Annotated in this window: 17 protein-coding genes; 8 read left to right on the top strand and 9 right to left on the bottom strand. The window is 53.9% G+C overall.

The window, feature by feature from the left end; translation table 11 throughout:
• Nucleotides 1–6: 6 nt before the first annotated feature.
• Both V6575_RS05795 and V6575_RS05790 read right to left on the bottom strand, forming a co-directional pair.
• Nucleotides 7–591, bottom strand: a complete 585-nt coding sequence (locus tag V6575_RS05795; RefSeq protein ID WP_340273203.1) for a TRAP transporter small permease subunit — start codon at nucleotides 589–591, stop codon at nucleotides 7–9.
• An 80-nt stretch (nucleotides 592–671) separates the two neighbouring features.
• The gene (locus V6575_RS05790; RefSeq protein WP_340273202.1) at nucleotides 672–1,775 is read right to left on the bottom strand and encodes a TRAP transporter substrate-binding protein; all 1,104 of its coding nucleotides are present in this window, start codon (nucleotides 1,773–1,775) and stop codon (nucleotides 672–674) included.
• Between the two features lie 693 nt (nucleotides 1,776–2,468).
• On the opposite strand from V6575_RS05790, the gene V6575_RS05785 reads away from it, so the two are divergent.
• Nucleotides 2,469–3,824 carry a DUF3422 family protein gene (locus tag V6575_RS05785; RefSeq protein WP_340273201.1) on the top strand — a complete coding sequence of 452 codons (1,356 nt, stop codon included), beginning with the start codon at nucleotides 2,469–2,471 and terminating at the stop codon, nucleotides 3,822–3,824.
• A gap of 102 nt (nucleotides 3,825–3,926) precedes the next feature.
• On the opposite strand, the gene V6575_RS05780 is transcribed toward V6575_RS05785, so the two are convergent.
• Together V6575_RS05780 and V6575_RS05775 are read right to left on the bottom strand one after the other, a co-directional pair.
• Nucleotides 3,927–4,307, bottom strand: a complete 381-nt coding sequence (locus V6575_RS05780) for a c-type cytochrome (protein WP_340273200.1) — start codon at nucleotides 4,305–4,307, stop codon at nucleotides 3,927–3,929.
• 160 nt (nucleotides 4,308–4,467) lie between these two features.
• Nucleotides 4,468–5,451: a LysR family transcriptional regulator gene (locus V6575_RS05775; protein ID WP_340273199.1), complete on the bottom strand. Its 984-nt coding sequence runs from the start codon at nucleotides 5,449–5,451 to the stop codon at nucleotides 4,468–4,470.
• 177 nt (nucleotides 5,452–5,628) lie between these two features.
• On the opposite strand from V6575_RS05775, the gene V6575_RS05770 reads away from it, so the two are divergent.
• The 4 genes from V6575_RS05770 to V6575_RS05755 all read left to right on the top strand — a co-directional run bounded on the left by V6575_RS05770 (nucleotide 5,629) and on the right by V6575_RS05755 (nucleotide 10,373).
• Nucleotides 5,629–7,110 (top strand): FAD-linked oxidase C-terminal domain-containing protein, encoded by a 1,482-nt coding sequence (locus tag V6575_RS05770; protein ID WP_422785531.1) that lies wholly within the window; start codon nucleotides 5,629–5,631, stop codon nucleotides 7,108–7,110.
• A gap of 8 nt (nucleotides 7,111–7,118) precedes the next feature.
• On the top strand, nucleotides 7,119–8,309 hold the full coding sequence (glcE, locus tag V6575_RS05765) for a glycolate oxidase subunit GlcE (protein WP_340273196.1): 1,191 nt from the start codon (nucleotides 7,119–7,121) through the stop codon (nucleotides 8,307–8,309).
• Nucleotides 8,310–8,335: 26 nt separating this feature from the next.
• On the top strand, nucleotides 8,336–9,658 hold the full coding sequence (gene glcF / locus V6575_RS05760; RefSeq protein WP_340273195.1) for a glycolate oxidase subunit GlcF: 1,323 nt from the start codon (nucleotides 8,336–8,338) through the stop codon (nucleotides 9,656–9,658).
• A 76-nt stretch (nucleotides 9,659–9,734) separates the two neighbouring features.
• Nucleotides 9,735–10,373 (top strand): hypothetical protein, encoded by a 639-nt coding sequence (locus V6575_RS05755; RefSeq protein WP_340273193.1) that lies wholly within the window; start codon nucleotides 9,735–9,737, stop codon nucleotides 10,371–10,373.
• Nucleotides 10,374–10,434: 61 nt separating this feature from the next.
• On the opposite strand, the gene V6575_RS05750 is transcribed toward V6575_RS05755, so the two are convergent.
• The gene (locus V6575_RS05750) at nucleotides 10,435–11,196 is read right to left on the bottom strand and encodes a L,D-transpeptidase (protein WP_340273192.1); all 762 of its coding nucleotides are present in this window, start codon (nucleotides 11,194–11,196) and stop codon (nucleotides 10,435–10,437) included.
• 246 nt (nucleotides 11,197–11,442) lie between these two features.
• Complete coding sequence (locus tag V6575_RS05745) at nucleotides 11,443–12,156, bottom strand: DUF2927 domain-containing protein (RefSeq protein ID WP_340273190.1); 714 nt, start codon at nucleotides 12,154–12,156, stop codon at nucleotides 11,443–11,445.
• A gap of 231 nt (nucleotides 12,157–12,387) precedes the next feature.
• Here V6575_RS05745 and V6575_RS05740 point away from each other — a divergent pair, with 231 nt between their 5' ends.
• Complete coding sequence (locus V6575_RS05740) at nucleotides 12,388–13,146, top strand: protein phosphatase CheZ (RefSeq protein ID WP_340273187.1); 759 nt, start codon at nucleotides 12,388–12,390, stop codon at nucleotides 13,144–13,146.
• Nucleotides 13,147–13,266: 120 nt separating this feature from the next.
• Nucleotides 13,267–13,905: a DNA-3-methyladenine glycosylase I gene (locus V6575_RS05735; RefSeq protein WP_340273360.1), complete on the top strand. Its 639-nt coding sequence runs from the start codon at nucleotides 13,267–13,269 to the stop codon at nucleotides 13,903–13,905.
• Nucleotides 13,906–14,062: 157 nt separating this feature from the next.
• On the opposite strand, the gene hisG is transcribed toward V6575_RS05735, so the two are convergent.
• The 3 genes from hisG to hisS are packed head-to-tail and all read right to left on the bottom strand — an operon-like array spanning nucleotide 14,063 to nucleotide 17,705.
• On the bottom strand, nucleotides 14,063–15,025 hold the full coding sequence (gene hisG, locus V6575_RS05730; protein ID WP_340273186.1) for an ATP phosphoribosyltransferase: 963 nt from the start codon (nucleotides 15,023–15,025) through the stop codon (nucleotides 14,063–14,065).
• Nucleotides 15,022–16,170 carry an ATP phosphoribosyltransferase regulatory subunit gene (locus V6575_RS05725; protein WP_340273185.1) on the bottom strand — a complete coding sequence of 383 codons (1,149 nt, stop codon included), beginning with the start codon at nucleotides 16,168–16,170 and terminating at the stop codon, nucleotides 15,022–15,024. Before V6575_RS05725 ends, hisG begins: the two co-directional genes overlap by 4 nt.
• Nucleotides 16,171–16,172: 2 nt before the next feature.
• Complete coding sequence (gene hisS, locus V6575_RS05720) at nucleotides 16,173–17,705, bottom strand: histidine--tRNA ligase (RefSeq protein ID WP_340273184.1); 1,533 nt, start codon at nucleotides 17,703–17,705, stop codon at nucleotides 16,173–16,175.
• Nucleotides 17,706–18,091: 386 nt separating this feature from the next.
• On the opposite strand from hisS, the gene V6575_RS05715 reads away from it, so the two are divergent.
• Entirely contained in the window at nucleotides 18,092–19,183 is a 1,092-nt protein-coding gene (locus V6575_RS05715) for a glycosyltransferase (RefSeq protein WP_340273359.1), read from the top strand.
• Nucleotides 19,184–19,186: the final 3 nt, after the last annotated feature.

Raw genomic sequence — 19,186 nt, 5'->3', positions numbered from 1 at the left:
GAGCGATTAGGTGTTGGCATGAGGCTGGGCTGCGGCAGGATCCCCAGCAAGGATGTCCTCCGTCTCTCTCACATCATCCAGGCGTGGCATCCAGACGCCGGTTTTCATAGCGCGCCAGCATCGCATCATTTCCGAAAATCCCTGCAACATCAGCAGGAAACCGGCGATCGGGATCAGCGTCTTGAAGAAATAGATCTGAATGCGGGCCGGGCTGTTCCAGCTCACTTCCTTGTAACGCCAGCTGTCAGAGGCGATCTCTGCACCGTACCAGAACAGGGCAAGCATGCCCGGGAAGAAGAACAGGATGTAAAGCACGAAGTCGATGCGTGCTTGCCACCTGACTGGAAACAGCCTGTAGACGACATCGCCGCGCACATGGGCATCCTGAGCCAGTGCATAGGGTCCTGCCATCAGCAGGAGTGCACCATACATCTGGACCATCATGTCGAATGCCCAGACGGTTGGAGAATTCAGCGCGTATCGCACGAACACTTCATAGGATACGGACAGGGTGAGGATGAGTATGCACCAGCCGAAAGCCCGGCCCACCCAAACGCTCAAACCCTCGATAGCATAAATTAATTTGGTCACGTGAGCCTCTGACGACGACAGAAGAGAAAGCGCGGGGGCCTTGGAAAGGTCCCCGCAGCAAGACGCTAAAAGCCATCTGCTCAGCCGAAGTAGTGAGCATATGCCAGTTTGTAATCGGGCTGGTTGAGGTTCAGATAGTTCATCACGCTCTTGGCGTATGTTTTCTGAGACTCCACCACTTTGGCAAAGAAGGGCTCTTCGCCAGAGATACGGTCGATCACAATGTCCCAGGCCGCCAACTGTCCAGCCATCACCGAATCCGGAGTGCGATAGACATTGACGCCCTGTTCTTCCTGCAGCTTGATCAGGTCATCTGCATATCGTTTGGTGTTATGCCAGTAGAAGTTCGAGTTCTCGGCTTCAGAAGCATACTTCAGGATCGCTTGTTGCTCTGCCGGAAGACTCTCGTAACGCTTCTTGTTGAATGTGATTTCGAAACATTCCTGGCTCTGATGGAACGATGCGAGATGGTAGTGCTTTGAGACATCCTGCATGCCGAAGTCGCGATCCGACGTTGGATTGTTGAATTCAGCAGCATCAATCAGGCCGGACTTCATGGCTGGCTGAATTTCGCCGCCAGGCAGCTGCACAACAGACATGCCCATTTCCAAAAGAACATCAGCGGCCAGACCAACGGTGCGGTACTTCAAACCGCTCAACTGGGCGGCGTCCTTGATTTCCTCATTGAACCAGCCGAGCGGTTGAGCCGGCATCGGGCTGTTGAAGAACGAGACGACGTTCAGGCCAAGCGAGCTCATGAGTTCGTCGAATAGTTCTTGACCGCCACCATAGTGGATCCAGCCTAGCATCTCTTGCGAAGACCAGCCAAAACACGGCCCTGTCCCGAACAGCGATGCAGCCTTAGATTTGGAATACCAATAGGCCGAAACGTAATGTGCACCATCGAGAACACCGCGGTGGACGGCATCCTGCATCTGGCTGGTTTTTACCACTGAGTTCACAGCCAGTAGGTCAATCTTCAGGTCTTTTCCGGCCATTGCGTGGACACGGTCCACGTAGGACTGGGCATTTTCAAGAAAAATTCCGCCGCCCCAAGCAGCCTGTAATTTCAGAACGGTTGGCTCAGCCCGTGCGATGGCAGGCGCTGCCAGCGTGCCGGCTGTGGCCGTTGCCGCCAGCGCGCTGCCTTTGAGAAACCGTCTACGGTTCAAGGTATCAGTCATGGTTTTCCTCCCGTTTATGCCGATTATTTTGGAAGCTATCGGTCCTAAACAGGAAAAGGTAACCATCAACGACTTGGAAGAACAAGCTAGTCTAATTAATTAATTTGTTACAATAAATCGAAGATGCTATTTGTGGGTGATAAATTATTTGGTCTTTCTAGAGACTTTTGTATTGGTTTTACATTGTGAAGTTTACTTTAAATTTTGCGATGCGTCATGTTGTTGCGTTTTTTAATATTCTTTAGTTCCAAGGTGCATTCAAGGGTTGTGATTTTTATATGGAGGATGAGAAGATATCGATAATAGGTAAATGCAGATAGTAAAAAATGCTTATGGCGAAACGCCTTATGATATTCATCCGCCACCACTTTATGAAACAGATCCCGTATGTTCAGGTGCTGGATGACCTCTGTCAGATTTCCAGATTTAAAACCGGGCGATGTCCGACAATTCTGTATTTGGCTTTTGTATTGCGTCGCCGCATTATTTGGTTTTGGGCAGCTTTGCCCATTGGGAATTTGTGCAAATTTTGTATTATTTCGCCATTGATCTATCAGTTTCAACGTGACGACAATAATTCACATTCTTTTTGTTTTCTTTCCTATTTTATCAATTGGAAGCGAGCGTGTGACAATCGTCTCAAATATCGCCCAGGGATTGCCCGGTCGAATGAAGCGGATTTGGAGTGGCTGAATGACGAAAGACATTATCGCGGACGGCGGCGCTTCTGAGGCCGATTCAGACCCCTCCCTAGCGGGCAGGCCACCAAAGTTTGAAACTCATCCGCTTCGCGAGGTCGTGCTTGGCGAAGTTCATGCGCGGCCATTCAGGCCTTTTACTGCGCCGCGCGTTGTTCTGCATTATGCGTTTACAACGAATTCTGAAGAGCTTCAGCGCGACAGGGCATGGTTTGCTGAGTTCTGCGTCAGTCATGGCGCCCCTGGCCCGGCTCCAAATGCGCGCTTTCACGCACTTGGCTTTGGCGGTGGCACTCTGAGTTGGGAGGGGCATACCGAGTTCACCACCTACACTTGGGACGGTCCTGCTGGAGGCGAGAATCCTTTTGCCCCTTTGCCGACGAACCATCCGTTTGGAACGGCATTTCGTGCGCCGGGGCAAATGCTTGTGGCAATGCGGCTTGATCTTGTAAATGCGGATGCAGGCATAGAGTGGCGGCATCACTATGATTCAACCAGCCTCACTGCGTTCAATATTGAAAACAAAACGGCCCTGGCTGCGACCGACTTTCGGCCAGATGGAGATGGCTTTACGCGGTTCCTTGTTTTGAACGAGAGTATGAATGCGGTCCAATGCGGGGCCGTGGTGCAGCGGCTTCTGGAAATCGAGACCTACCGGACATTTGCGCTTCTGGGACTGTTCGAGGCCAATAAATTGCTACCCGAAATCAGCGCAATAGAAGCTGAATTGGTTGACCTGACAAACCGGATGCAGGGTAGCAGTGGCCTTGAAGCCAACAAAACCCTGCTTGACCAATTGTCACGGTTAGCCGCGTCCCTTGAAGCAGGGGCTGCCGCCAGCAGCTATCGTTTTGGCGCGAGTCGGGCTTATTATGAGATTGTGGTTGCACGTCTCAAGGCATTGGCTGAAGAGCCGATTGCTGGCGATCTCAGCATGTCGGCATTCTTGAGCCGCCGTTTGGGTCCGGCCATGCGAACCTGTCAGGCTGTCGAAGACCGGCAGGCTATGCTGTCCAGAAAACTTGCCCGTGCGTCTACGCTCTTGAGAACCCGTGTGGATGTTGATTTGGAACAGCAAAATCGATCTTTGCTGGAGTCCATGAACCGCCGCGCACGCTTGCAGTTAAGGCTGCAGCAAACGGTTGAGGGGCTGTCAGTCGCAGCCGTGAGTTATTACGTTGTTGGGCTTTTTTCGTATCTGGCCAAAGGGGCAAAGGGTTTGGGGGTGCACGCTGTCTCTCCCGGTGTGATGACCGGAGTTGCTGTGCCTGTCGTTGTCTTGGTTATCTGGTGGGTTGTGCGGCGCATCCGGGCCCATCATGAGGAAAAAGGCGACGGTGCTGCAGATTGATTGGCACTGAGCATCAAGCTGCACGTGACATTGGTGTACCAATAGAAAAGGCCGGAGAATGTTCCGGCCTTTTGTTGTTTCAACGTTCCGAATGAACGTGGCTTACGGATTCTGCTTGAGGTAAGCGACGATGTTTTCACGGTCGGCTTCCTTGCGCAGCCCTGCAAACGCCATCTTTGTTTTTGGCAGGTATTTTTTCGGCTTGGTCAGGAATGCCATCAGTTCAGCCTCGTCCCAGACGAAACCTTCAGCAGCTTTTTCCATCAAGGCTTTTGAATACTTGAAACCTTCAACGCTGCCTGCTGGGCGGCCGATGATGCCGTTTAGTTCGGGGCCAACCTTGTTTTTCGCATCTGCTCCCACAGCGTGGCAAGCTTTGCATTTTTTGAAGACTTTTTCGCCTTTCGCCGCATCACCTTCTGCATTTGCCTGAACGGAAAATGCCAAAAGGGTAGCGCCTGCGATCATTAGAAATCGCTTCATATGTAACTCCCTCAGTCGTATTGCGCGTCTGCGCTCCTATAAAAGATAGAAGGCGCAGTCCAAGAACAACCCGCACAAGGCGGGAAACATGGAAAACAAGATAACCTGAGCGCCTTTGTCGCAGGCATAGATTTTAGTCTTAAAAACGGATTTATCGATATTAAGGCCTGACGTTCGACTGCGTCAGGGGCCGGTCCAGCTTTTCGCTTGGCGTCTGATCGGGCAATGTCAGCCAGTCATCAAGTCCAGCGTCCCAATACGGATGTGGTCCGTATAATTGCGCCAGAAAGTCGATGAAAACGCGGACTTTGGCAGGTAAAAAACGCCGACTTGGATAAACTGCATGCAGGCCGACATCCTTGGATGCTCGGTATTGCGGTAGAAGGATTTTCAGTTTGCCATCGCGAAGCTCTGGCCCGACATCCCATGTCGAGCGGAGGGCAACGCCGACCCCGGCAAGCAAGCATTCGCGCACGACTTCTGAGGAATTTGTCCGAACTGGTGCCAAGGTCCGAACGTTTTCCAGCCCATTGGGGCCAACGAGACGCCAAGGGTCTTGGTTGGCCGCAGCCAGGCAAACATGGTTATCCGCAAGATCTGTGATCGAAGTCGGTTCACCATGTCGGGCCAAGTAGTCAGGCGAGGCGCATAAGATGCGATGGACTGGGGCAAGGCGGCGGGCAACCAGACTGGAGTCCGAGAGCTCGGCAATCCGGATGGCCATATCGTAGCCGTCCCCAACAATGTCGACGAAGCTGTCTTCCAGGTCCAGATTGACGGACAGATCCGGATTGTCTGCCAGAAATTTTCCGAGATACGGCGCAATATGAAGTCGTCCAAAAGAAGTCGGAGCCGCGACCTTCAAAACTCCGCGCGCTTGTGCCGAGCCACGAGCAACGAAGGCCTCCGCCTCTTCTACAGAGGCGATGATCGCTATAACCCGTTCGTAAAAGCCTTGTCCGGATTCCGTCAGGGCGATCTGGCGTGTGGTTCGTTGAAGCAGCCGGGTGCCGAGTTTGTCTTCGAGCCTACGGATCCGTTTCGATACGACGGCTGGAGACAAGTTCATTTCTCGCCCCGCAGCCGACATACTGCCTGCGCTGACCACTCGGGCGAAGATCTCCATGTCTGTGAGATTACTCATTTTCAACCGTCCGGAATACGTTCTTGTGCTGTTTTGGCGTATCGCGGTGTTTGCCTATTTGGCAAGATGTCATCCAATAAACTGGACAAACACAACGATGATGATTTATTCCCTATTGGAAACAATGAATCATATTTGTTCGGAAATGGAAAGGGAGAGTCCGTGACCGCGATATCGATGCCTGCGCCAGATGGCGCTGTAATCGCCAGAAGAGCCGAGATTGTAACCGCTCTACAGGCGATCGTTCCCGGTGAGGGTGTGATCCATGATGACACGGAAATGCGCCCCTATGAGACTGATGGGCTGACGGCTTATCGGCAGATGCCTCTCATCGTGGTTCTGCCAGAAACCGTCGAGCAAGTTTCCCGAATCTTGCGCTATTGCTATGAAAATAACGTCAAAGTGGTGCCACGCGGGGCCGGAACATCCTTGTCTGGTGGGGCTCTGCCATTGGCCGATGGCGTGTTGATGTCCATGATGAAATTCAATCAGGTGCTTGATATCGATTTTACCAATCGGGCCGTGGTTGTTCAGCCCGGAGTGACCAATCTGGGCATCACGCGCGCGGTTGAGCACGAAGGTTTTTATTACGCACCGGACCCTTCCTCCCAGATTGCCTGTTCCATTGGCGGCAACATCGCGGAAAACTCCGGCGGTGTGCACTGCCTGAAATACGGCCTGACCACCAACAACGTCCTCGGCATTCAAATGGTGCTGATCACCGGTGAGGTGATCCGGCTGGGTGGCAAGCATCTGGACAGCGAAGGTTATGACCTGCTGGGGCTGATGACCGGCTCTGAAGGACTGCTCGGCGTCGTGACTGAGGTCACCGTACGCATTTTACAGAAGCCGGAAACGGCACGGGCTTTGCTGATTGGCTTCCCATCCAGCGAAGATGGCGGGCGCTGTGTTGCGGACATCATTGCTGCCGGAATTATACCAGGCGGCATGGAAATGATGGATAAGCCTGCCATTCACGCGGCAGAGGCATTTGTGAATGCAGGCTATCCTCTTGATGTCGAAGCGCTGCTGATTGTCGAACTCGATGGCCCCGAGGCCGAGGTCGATTACTTGCTGGACCGTGTTGAGAAGATCGCACAGTCCAACAAGGCAAGCCATCTGCGTATTTCGACCAGCGAAGAAGAGCGCATGACGTTCTGGGCCGGGCGCAAAGCCGCTTTCCCGGCCGTTGGACGTATCTCTCCTGATTATCTTTGTATGGATGGCACCATCCCGCGCAAAGAACTGCCGAAGGTGCTGGCAAGAATGCGCGAGCTGTCCGAAAACCATGGCCTGGGCGTCGCCAACGTCTTTCACGCAGGCGATGGCAATCTGCATCCGCTCATTCTCTACGACGCGAATAAGCCAGGTGAGCTTGATGCTGCAGAGGCCTTTGGAGCTGATATCCTTCGGCTGTGTGTGGAAGTTGGAGGTGTTCTGACCGGCGAGCATGGTGTGGGCATCGAAAAACGCGACCTGATGCCTGACATGTTCTCTGAGGAGGATTTGAAACAGCAGCAGCGGGTCAAATGTGCTTTTGACGACAAGCATTTGCTCAACCCAGGCAAGGTTTTCCCTGTGCTGCATCGGTGTGCCGAGCTCGGCAAGATGCATGTGCACAAGGGTAAATTGCCCTTCCCGGACATTCCGCGCTTTTAGGACCTCTCATGGACGCGACATTCAAACCGCGCGACACGCGTGAAACCTGCGAGGCCGTAAAGTGGGCAGTCGCAGAAGAACAGCCTCTGGAAATTGTTGGCACCAGGTCGAAGCAGGCTCTGGGCCGTCCGGTGCAGGCAGCGCAGGTGCTCGACCTGTCAGGCCTGTCGGGCATCGTTGCCTATGAGCCTGATGAACTGGTTTTGACACTGAAGGCGGGCACGCCAATTGCCGAGGTGGAAGCACTTGTGGCCAGCAGCGGCCAAGAGCTCTCCTTTGAGCCAATGGACTATGGCCCGCTGTTGGGACAAGAATCTGGCAAGGGTACGATTGGCGGTGTTCTTGCGGCGAACCTGGCAGGCCCTCGCCGGATCAAATATGGCGCGGCCCGTGATCATATTCTGGGCATGGAGGCTGTCTCCGGACGCGGCGAAGTGTTCAACTCTGGCGGCAAGGTCGTGAAAAACGTCACGGGCTATGATCTGCCCCGTGCGCTTTGTGGCTCCTGGGGCACCTTGGCCGTTGCGACAACGGTCACAGTCAAGGTCAATCCACGACCTGAAACCAGCGCAACCTTAGCCCTTGCCGGGTTAACCGACACGCAGGCCATTGAGGCGATGTGCATGGCCATGGGGTCTTCTGCTGAAGTCTCTGGCGCAGCTCACCTGCCAAGTGGCAGACAAGGCGAGGGGGCTCTGACGGTGTTGAGACTGGAAGGTTTTGCGACCTCCGTTGAGTACCGCTTTGATAGCCTTGGCAAGGTTCTGGCCGGACTGGGCTCAGCTGAAAGAATTGAGGAAGCGGCATCGCAAAAGCTCTGGGGGGACATTCGCGATTGCGCGCCGATTGCGAGCGGCCAAGACCCTGTTTGGCGAATTTCAGTTGCGCCAACGGTCGGGGCAAAGCTGGTTGAGGCGCTTCAGGCTCTGTTCGCGGTTGAAGCCTATTACGATTGGAGTGGTGGGCTCGTCTGGTTGAAATGCCTTGATGGTGTGCTTCATGACACGGAGGTTCGCTCTGTGATTGCACAGTGCGGTGGCGGTCATGCAACGCTGGTGCGCGCCGATGCTTCCAAACGAAGTTCTGTGCCGGTGTTTCAGCCCCAGCCCGCGCCGTTGGCTGCGTTGGCAAAGCGCTTGAAACATCAGTTCGACCCGATAGGGATCCTGAACCCTGGCCGTATGACTGCGGGCGTATAAGCCCGGCGACATGGATGTAACCAATCATGCAGACGAATTTCACATTGGATCAACTCGCCGATCCCGCAGTCGCTAAATCTGAGAAGATCCTGCGCAAATGCGTTCACTGCGGGTTTTGCACAGCGACTTGCCCGACGTTCACATTGCTCGGCGATGAGCTCGACAGTCCGCGCGGGCGTATCTATCTGATCAAGGATATGCTTGAGAACGACAGGCCGGCTGACGAAAAGGTCGTCAAGCATGTCGACAGATGTCTTTCCTGTCTGTCGTGCATGACGACCTGTCCATCAGGCGTGAATTACATGCATCTGGTTGATCATGCACGAGCGCACATTGAAAAGACCTACAAGCGGCCGTTGACCGACCGCATGCTACGCGAGCTACTGGCGTTTGTACTGCCCTATCCGGGTCGTTTCCGGCTTGCTTTGGTCGGCGCGTTTTTCGGACGACCCTTTGCCGGGCTGTTGAAAATGGCAGGCGGACCACTGGCCAAAATGGGTGCCATGCTTGATCTTGCTCCGGCACGGGCTCCTGTGCGTTCGACGATGGAAGGTCCTGCGACTTTCAAGCCGGACACTGAGTTCCACAAAGGTCGCGTTGCTCTCTTGAGTGGTTGCGCGCAACCGGTTCTCAAGCCGTCGATCAATGATGCCACTATCCGTCTGCTCAAGCGATCTGGATATGAGATTGTGCTGCCGGAGGGAGAAGGATGCTGCGGTGCATTGGTCCACCACATGGGCAAGGAAGAAGCTGCGCTTGAAAATGCCCGTCGGAATGTTGACGTTTGGACCCGTGAGATTGACCGCGGCGGCTTGGACGCCATTTTGATCACTGCGTCTGGATGTGGCACGACCATCAAGGATTATGGCTTCATGCTGCGCGAAGATCCTGCCTACGCGGAAAAGGCTGCGCGTGTTTCTGAGCTGGCAAAAGACATCACCGAGTTCCTGACCGGCATTGAACTTGGAACGCCAGTGATTGAGCCTGACCTCCGGGTTGCCTATCATTCCGCCTGTTCCATGCAGCATGGCCAAAAGATCACACGCCAACCCAAGGACTTGTTGAAGGCTGCAGGTTTTGAGGTCAAGGATGTGCCAGAGGGGCATCTGTGTTGCGGGTCGGCTGGAACTTATAATATTCTCCAACCGGAAATCGCGACACAGTTGCGAGATCGGAAGGTTGCGAATATCGAGAAGACTAGGCCGGATCTTGTCGCTACGGGAAATATTGGCTGTATGACCCAAATCGGCAATGGTACTGGCCTACCGATTGTTCATACAGCTGAGCTTCTGGATTGGGTCTATGGCGGGCCGGTTCCTGAAGGGCTGGAAGAACATGTTGCCACTTAGGGTATAATAAAGGGCGGGTTGGTCGTAACAGATCATGTCAGCAGGAAGTAAAACCACCGCAATTGTGAGCCTTGGCATGTCCTGTCAAAGCGCCCGGCAGATCCGCAGCAGTGTTGATGTTCTGGGCGCTGCTCTGGGTGAAGACATTGCGCCTGAGCGCCATTTCTTCGATGGGCTGATTGCCCCAATCTCGGGGCTGGCCCAGTTGTTTGAAGATGGGTTCCCGATGTTTTCGCGTGAAGACATTGTGGAGGGGCCAGGGCACCCGACCTGGCAGCCTTATGGTATCCGGTTTCTGCATCACTTTCGCGAGGAAGGGTCAGAGGCGGATATAGACACGCATTTCGCGGAAGATTTTTCGAGGTTTTCCCATATGAGAGAGAAGTTTGACAAACTTAGTCAGCGCTCTCGTGTCGTCTTCGTGATCTCAAACAGCCAGAACAATCTGGATGAAGTCGCCGCTGATACAGGCATCGACACCCTCAATTTCGAAAAAGACGAGCTGGTTCGGCTACAGCGTGCAGTGGATCTGTGGCTGGGGCGTGGGTGTGAGTATCTAATTGTCAGTCACCCGGAACGTCATGGCGATACGAGGCTGCCTGAGCTGGTGATACTGGAAGCTGACGACAGCGAATGGACCGGTGACAAGGCCCAGTGGCGAACTCTTTTTGACGCTTACCTTGCTCAAAAAGGCCCTATGCCGTTTTCAATATGAAAAAGGCGCTTGTCTTGCAACAAAGCGCCTCAGCCAGTCTTCTTGATTATGAGCCCGTGAGCTAGATGACGTGAACCGTCGTCCCAACGCCGACGCGTTGGTAAAGATCAGTCACATCTTCATTGCGCATGCGAATGCAGCCGGAGGACACCGCATGTCCGATCGTCCAGGGCTGATTGGAGCCATGGATCCGGTACAGCGTTGAGCCGAGATAGAGGGCTCTTGCACCCAATGGGTTCTTGGGACCACCCTCCATGTATTTTGGCAGGTCGGGTCTGCGCTTGCGCATTTCTGCTGGTGGGCGCCAATCCGGCCACTCAGCTTTTCGCGTAACCTTATGGGTTCCAGCCCATTCAAAACCTGGCTTGCCGACGCCCACACCATAACGGCGCGCAGTGCCGTCGCGCTGCACTAGAAACAGATAGCGTTGATTGGTGTCGATGACGATCGTTCCAGCTTTTTCAGGGCCGTTATAGTCTACAATCGTTGGCAGAAATTGCGGAGCAACTTGTCTTTTCGGGGCACGTGCGCGCTGTTGAGGCTGGGGGGCAGCTTGCCGTCTTGAGATGGTTTGCGGCCGTAGCCAGCCATTCGCTGTGGCTCTTGGCTGGGCAGCCACCGGTGGTCGCCTTGTTCCTTGCCGCAACTGCAGAATCCATGGCTCCGCCAAATTCGGGCTGAGAACCAAAGGTGGCGGAGCTGCGCGTCTGGCGGTTCCGGCAAGGGATTCATCAGGTGCCAGGGTAAATGTGAGGCTTAGAGCAACCCCTAATACGGCTCCTACCACTGCAGACGAATGGGCAAAACGAACAAATTGTTTCATCGGTGTACTCGCAACATTTCTTCACCATGACCTGCGTGAAAAAGACACGAGGTCAGAAAAACTGAGGGTATACTAATGAACCAGAAGAGAGTTTTTGGTGAATCCAATCGTAACCATATTGCCAAATTGTAGATATGGTTAGCGAGGCCTTGTTAAAGATGGTTTGCAAATTCTTACCGCACTGCGGGGTTGCTTGCATGAGAAGCTCGGTGGCCTGATTTAAAATGCAATTTCGCTGGGAATTGGTTAATTGACCGCATGGCGGGCATCTCTCGCTACGATAGGCAGGACCTTCTGAATCTGCTTCGCGGACATTCCGGGTTTGATCCGGGGGTCATAGAGCATATTCAAAATGATGCGGTCGAAGGTCGTAAAGCGGCTGTGGCGAGAGCTATCGTTAAACACGGAATGGACAAGGGACTGGTCATCATTCATTGGTCCGAGGCCTTGCAGGGTCTCCTCAACGAGGCAGCGCTGAAACAAAAATTCTCCTTCGTCCGAGACGATCACCGCAGCAGATCGCTTTATACCATTGCGGCCAGAAACAACTCGAACTAGGCAACGGCCAGGTACATTAGCCTTTTTGCTTTTATAGATTTTTGCGCGCACCACCTCAGTATACTGATTGCGGTCGACGACATAGATCTCAAAATTAGCTGCGTCAGTGCTGGATGCTACCGTACTCTCTAGGCCACGGATTTTCTTTCCAAGGCTCTTCACGAAGCGATGAACGACGGGAAGGCGATTCTTTTTTGCAAGGTTATGGATGTAGAACCGGACAGGCACCGTAAACTTTTTCACCAGATAGGGACGCCAGCTCCAGGATCGGTACTCTAATCCAAAAACGGTCTTTTCAAAGCCGGAGAGCAACTCGTCAGTCGAGAAAGGCTGTGCATATGGTCCGCTGGAAGCTCCCATCCAAATCAAACTGGCAATAATGAGGACCGGAATGCGGTGCATGGAGGCGTCTGAGCTTTTCAGTTCGAGGGTGCCATCGAAAACTGCTCCCGGTGACCTGTAAGTATAGACAATGGTAAGCTGTTTAGGAATAGAAAATTGCGTTGGGGCACGAGTTACTTAGATGTCGGAAAATAAATGTAGACAGTAAAACAATTCTTTAAACTTCGCTGGTTATATCTTCGGGACAGAAAAGACATTTGAGCTGAGTTCACGGGAAGAGGGCGAAAACGTATGGCCGCAGTGAAAAGATCCTTTCGCGCCGAAAGTTTGATGCGTGTGCACGCTGTGGACGATGCAGATCCAGCAATCGCGGGTGAACGCCGACATCAGGAAGTGATGGGTGAAATCAATGCGCTGAAGGCTATATTGGCCAAAGGTGTATCGGCTCAGTCTGCGGAACCGGCACTTGATGCTGAAGAGATGAGCCAGAAGTTTATGAGCGAGTTCCGGAAGGAACTTTCCGAAGCCGCGAAATTGAAGACCGAACTTGATGCAATTTACGTAGCTATTGCTGAAACCAAAAAAGAAATCGCCACGCTCCATCAGACCACAGGGTCTGAAGGCGAGGACATGACACGTGTGACGAACGAACTGGATGCGGTAATCGATGGAACAGAAGGTGCAACGGAAAGTATTCTGTCTGCAGCCGAGTTTATTGACGAGACCGCCAACAATTTGTCAGCGCATCTGAAAGGTGCAGATGCTGATCTTGCCAATGATATTCAGGAACGTGTTGTCCAGATCTTTGAAGCCTGTAACTTCCAGGATTTGACGGGCCAGCGGATCACAAAAGTTGTTAGTACTATGCGGTTCATCGAAGACCGTATTGTTCAGATGATGGACATCTGGGGCGGTATTGAGAGCTTTCAGGCAATTGAGGCCGAACAGCGCAAAGTCGCTGAGGGAGACGACGCATTGCTCAACGGTCCATCTCTCGATACCGATACGGATGTCGCAAGCCAGGACGACATCGACGCCCTGTTTGCTTGATCCTAGATACGTTTCATTCTTTGAAAGCCCGGCTGAGAAGCCGGGCTTTTTTGTGCTGTCTTGCCAGTTAATGGGTAAACTGCAATAAGAACAAAGAGTGAATATTATGTGGGTGACATGATGACAGACGAAAACCTGGGATTGCTGGAAGGCCCGGACGGAAAGTTCAGATGCGGGTGGCATGGCGGTTTGGATGATTACCGCCAGTATCACGATGACGAATGGGGTTGGCCAGTAGCAGGTGATATTCGTCTGTTTGAAAAGATTTGCCTGGAAGGTTTTCAGGCCGGCCTGTCCTGGTTGACGATCTTGAGAAAACGGGATGCCTTTCGAGAGGCATTTGCACAGTTCAACTTCGATGTTGTAGCTGATTTCAACGAGGCTGACGTTGAAAGATGTCTTTTGGATAAAGGGATTGTCAGGCACCGAAAGAAAATTGAATCAGTGATCAACAATGCGGCAAGGGCAATCGAGCTGAGGTCAGAGTTTGGCAGCCTGGCAGCTTATATCTGGCGCTATGAACCCAAGCCAGAGACACGGCCGGCGCTTCTGGATAATGCGACCGTTAGAACTCTGGTGACGTCTCCGGAAAGCATTGCAATGTCCAAAGATCTCAAGAAACGTGGTTGGAGTTTTGTTGGGCCAACGACGCTCTACGCCTTCATGCAATCCATGGGCATGGTCAATGATCACCTGGAAGGATGCTGTTGCCGGGCAGCTATCGAAAAGGCGCGAAATGAATTCTCTCGGCCAAAGTGATCTGAAGTCGCCACTCGGTCGTAAAGGTCCAAAAGGAATTAAGTCCGATTAATTTCGTATTCAAATGATCCGGCCCCACCGCCGGATCGTTGAGACTGGGGCCGCGTTTCGCGGCCCCTATTTTTTTGTGGCTATGAATTGAGGTCATGAGAAAGTCTCAGGAAAGCTTGTCTACCAGAGGAGCAAACAAGGCATTCTCTGTCGTAAACACATACTCAAGTTTCTCGACCGTAACAGTCCCGGCTCCAAGGCTCACCAGTCGCCGCGCGCAGTCTGCTACGCTGTCTTTCGGGCACAGCACCGACAGGGTTTTGCCCTCATCTGAACCATAAGGCTGCACACAGCCAAATTCCTTAAGTGTAGCCATCGCAGCCGATCTGTCGTCCACATGCGCCTTGATCAGACGATTGTTACGCGCCTCTTCCTCGGCAGCGACCTGGTCGAGAATGGACCGCGCACCAGCCATGGCCGTGTCGCTCCAATCTGCATTGAGTGAGGCCACGAGATGCGCCTGGCTCTTCAGGATGACGCCGTCTGCCAGTATTTTCAGATTGTTGGCATATAGGGTGCTGCCGGTTGTTGTGATGTCGACAATCAGTTCTGCGGCATCAGCTGCGGGTGCACCTTCGGTTGCTCCTGCGCTTTCAACGATCCGGTAGTCGGCAATGCCGTGACTGGCGAAGAACGAGCGTGTCAGATTGACATACTTAGTGGCCACCCGCAGGCGACGTCCGTGCCTGTTGCGAAAATCAGAGGCGACATCGCCAAGATCCGCCATGGTTTCAACGTCGATCCAGGCTTTTGGTACGGCAACCACCACGTCGGCAGAACCAAACCCGAGCGGCGTGATGATGTGAACCGATTTTTCCGGCGCAGCGATATTCTCATGGACCAGATCAAGTCCGGTAATGCCGAAATGGACGGAACCATCAGTCAGTTCGCGGGCGATTTCCGAGGCCGAGAGGAAGGCGATTTCAACATCGTTCAGGTCTTTGATGGCACCACGATAGTTACGCGCACCACCTGGTTGAAGAACTTTGAGCCCTGCGCGTCCGAAGAACGAATGCGTGTTTTCCTGAAGGCGGCCTTTAGAGGGGATCGCAATGGTCAGCTTCGTCATGCGCTGGCTCCGGATGTTTTGGCAATGCGGTCTAGCCAGAGAGAAAAGCCAATAGCTGGAACTTCAGATTTTGCGCCCAGCAGGCGGACAAGCTTGTCATAGCGCCCACCGCCAACCAGTTGCTCGCCGGACGTGCTGCCAACCTCATGCACTTCGAACACAAAGCCTGAGTAATAGTCCAGACGCCGTCCGAAATCTGCAGAAAACGTCAGTCGAGAGGCGTCTATGCCCTTAGCTGACAAAGCCCGGAGGCGCGCTTCGAAACTAGCAATCGGCTCAGTCAAGTCGATGCCGGTGTCAGCGGCAAAGCGCTTCAACTCTTCAACAACCTGATCTGCGGAACCTTCGATGGCGAGATACTGTTTCAGGATCCCGGCTGCTTTTGGATCAGCACCAGAGCCGCTGGCAAGCGCTGCCTGTTCGAGAAAGCGATCCGCAATCTCGCTTGGTGTCCGTCCGCCCACAGCTGAGATGCCGGCGATGGACAGTAAATCTTCAACCACGGCATGGGCAGCTTTGGGATCCGCGCCTTCCAGCGCTGACAGAAAGCCAAGGCGCACATCGCGGCTGTCGTCGTTTGCGGTGTCGCTTCCTGCCATTCGGTTGATAGCGGAAGACAGTTTGTCAGTTTCACCAAACAGACCACGCAGGCGGCGTTGCCAGACGACCGGTAGATCAAGACCGCCGAGCACGGCAACGAACAGAGTTTCATCACCAATCCGGATGTCCAGATCTTTAACACCAAAGGTGGTCAAAGCCTGAACGGAAAGGGCAAGCATATCGGCATCAGCTGAGGCAATGTCAGAGCGGCCAATGCTTTCAGCTCCGATCTGCGGGATCTCGCCGATCCCTTCCGAGCGCTGGCGGAACACAGGGCCATGATAACAATAGGCAGCTTGGCGGTTGGCATCGCCGTGTTCAAGATGCAAACGGCAAACCGGGATCGTGAAATCCGGGCGCAGGCACAAGTCTGTTCCGTCTGCGCCGCTGGTCAGAAACAGGCGGCGGCGAATGTCTTCGCCCACAAGGTCCAAAAAGACGTTGGCAGGTTGCAACATCGGCGGCACTGCCGCTTCATGGCCAGCCTGCTGGAACAGCTGCAATACGCTCTCGATGTCCGCAGTGAACAGACGTGTGCCAGTCATGATCAGGCCCCTTCGGCTTCGCGTCTGCGATCTTCTGCGTGTTGCGCCAGCAGCGTACGCACGCTGTCCAGCAGGTCCGCTTCCTGGATGGTGATCTGTGCCGGGCGGCTCTCGCGCCAGGTGATGTTGTCAACGTCGGTTGATTCAGAGGCCAGTCTGGCGCCTTCGATCAGATCCTTGATCTGGATCTCGCCAGCTTCGCGCTCGTCTGAGCCTTGAATGATCGCAATCGGGCAATTGCGCCGGTCAGCATATTTCAGCTGGTTACCGAATTTCTTCCAGTTGCCCTGGTACATCTCGGCGCGAATGCCAGCGTTACGAAGGTCCTGTACCATCTTCTGATAGCGGCCAAGGGATTCCGTATCGCCGTCCATGACTGTGACCAGAACCGGCGAGACCACATCATCGGTTCCAAGCTTGTCGAGGTTCTTCAGCGCCGTCATCAGGCGAGACACGCCGATGGAAAATCCGGTTGCTGGAACATCGCGGCCAGTAAAGCGTTTGATCAGGCCATCATATCGCCCGCCGCCACCGACAGAACCGAACTGGACCTTCTCGCCCTTCTCGTTGGTCACGTCGAACAGCAGCTCGGCTTCATAGACAGCGCCGGTGTAGTATTCGAGGCCGCGGACAACGGAGGGATCAATTTTGATCCGGTCTTCCGTGTAGCCTGCGCTGGCTACGAGTGAGCCAATTGTATTGAGCTCTGTGATACCCGCTTGTCCGTTTTCAGAGCTTGCAATCAAGTCGCCCAGTGCTTCGGCGCTTTCTGAGTAGTTGGTGATCCCGACAAAAAACAGGACCTTGTCAATCTGCTCTTCATTCAGACCAGCACCGTTGGTGAAGTCACCCTTTTCTGGCGCTCCACCTTCCCAGCGGCCCTCGCCGAGCAGCAATTTCACGCCGTCGACGCCGAACTTGTCCAGCTTGTCGATTGCGCGCAAAACGGTCAGACGACGATCTGCGTTTTCATCGCCGCCCAATCCCACGGCTTCCATTACGCCGTCCAGGACCTTGCGGTTGTTGACGCGGATGACATATTGGCCGCGCGGGATGCCGAGGGCTTCTATGGCATCGGCCATCATCATGCACATTTCAGCATCGGCCTGTGGGCCGGGGGCTCCGATGCTGTCGGCATCGAATTGCATGAACTGGCGGAACCGTCCGGGGCCAGGCTTTTCATTGCGGAACACATAGCCAGCCCGATATGTCCGGTAGGGCATCTGAATTTCGTTGATGTTCTCAGATACATGACGCGCGAGTGGCGCAGTCAGGTCGTAGCGCAGGCTCATCCATTGTTCGTCGTCATCCTGTACGGAGAAGACGCCCGCATTCGGACGGTCCGTGTCCGGCAGGAACTTGCCCAGACAATCGGTGTATTCGAACATCGGCATTTCGACCGGATCGAAGCCATAGCGCTCATAGACGTCGCGGATCTTCGTCATCATCTCGTCCGTTGCCCGGATATCGGAAGCGGATCGGTCGACAAAACCACGCGGAAGGCGTGCTTTCAGCTTATTAGGTTTTTTAGCCATAGATGCGTCAGTCCCGGCGAGATCTTGTGCCCGGTGGGTCTGGTCCGTGATTGGACCATAATCCGAGCTTTGAATTCCCGGCTGTCCTAGACGAAACCGCGGATCAGGGCAAGGTGTTAGGCTGTTTGCCCCCTCTGGGCGCCATACGGAAAAGTAATCAGTTTGTGTCATCAGGGCGCTTGATATTGCGCCGGATTTGTCTTGCTTGCATTCCAGATCGGCATCGGTATGGTCCGCGCAACTGGCAAGAGTAACCGACTGCGGAGATGTAGTTGGGCGGATAGAAAGCGAAGCGTCGCGTGACTATTGATAATGCAGTGGAAATGGGAACATCGGACGTGCTTGATAACAGAGTTTCGGATGCAGGTACTCCAGCGCCATCAACAATGCGCGCGGCTGAGCTCAGCATTGTATTGCCGACATTCAACGAAGCACAGAACATACCGATCTTGATAGAACTGCTGAATAAGACGCTGCACGGAATCGATTGGGAAGTCATTGTCGTCGATGACAATTCACCTGATGGTACGACTGAAACGGCCCGCCAGATTGCGCGCCAGGACCCCAAGGTCCGAGTGATCCGACGCATTGGTCGCCGTGGGTTGTCCGGCGCGTGTATCGAAGGCATGCTGGCCAGCTCTGCAACTTTTGTCGCCGTGATGGATGCAGATTTGCAGCATGATGAGGCGCTTCTACCCCAGATGATCGCAGAGCTGAGAATTGGCGAAGCGGATCTGGTTGTCGCCAGTCGGAAAGTAGACGGGGGCACTGTAGGAGAAGGCCTTTCCAAAATGCGGGCCTGGGGATCGAACATTGCCAATTCCCTGGCTCAGAAACTCCTGAACGTAACACTGAGTGATCCAATGAGCGGGTTCTTCATGATCCGCCGTGAAAAAGCAGAAGAAATTGCGCCCAAGCTTTCTGCCCAGGGCTTCAAGATCCTTCTGGATATCGTGTCGAGTTTTGGCGGTAGTCTTCGCATCAAGGAATTGCCTTTCACGTTCCGGGAACGCCAACACGGCGAGAGCAAACTGGATACGCTGGTTACGCTCGATTACTTTGGCCTGCTGCTGGCCAAATATTTTGGCAATGCAGTTTCAGTCCGGTTCCTGATGTTCGGCATGGTTGGTGCAAGCGGCCTTGTCATTCATCTGGCGGCTCTGCGGATGTTTATGGTGATGGGGGCATTTGAATTCAACGTAGCCCAGACTGCTGCCTCATTTGTTGCGATGACGTCGAATTTCTTTTTGAATAATCAGCTGACATACCGGGACCGGCGTCTGCATGGATGGAAAGCCGTCCAAGGTCTTTTGACTTTCTATGCTGTGTGCAGCGTGGGTGTGCTGGCCAATGTTGGCGTCGCCAATCTGGTCTATCTGGATCCGGCATATTGGTGGTTTGCGGGCACTGCCGGGGCGGTCATGGGGGCCGTCTGGAATTACGCCGCCAGCTCCGCCTTGACCTGGCGCAAGAACTGAGCT

This window comes from Roseibium algae, assembly GCF_037783265.1.
Taxonomy (GTDB): Bacteria; Pseudomonadota; Alphaproteobacteria; order Rhizobiales; family Stappiaceae; genus Roseibium; species Roseibium algae.
Note: the sequence above shows the minus strand (reverse complement) of the source record. Positions and strands in the feature narration are given on the sequence as shown.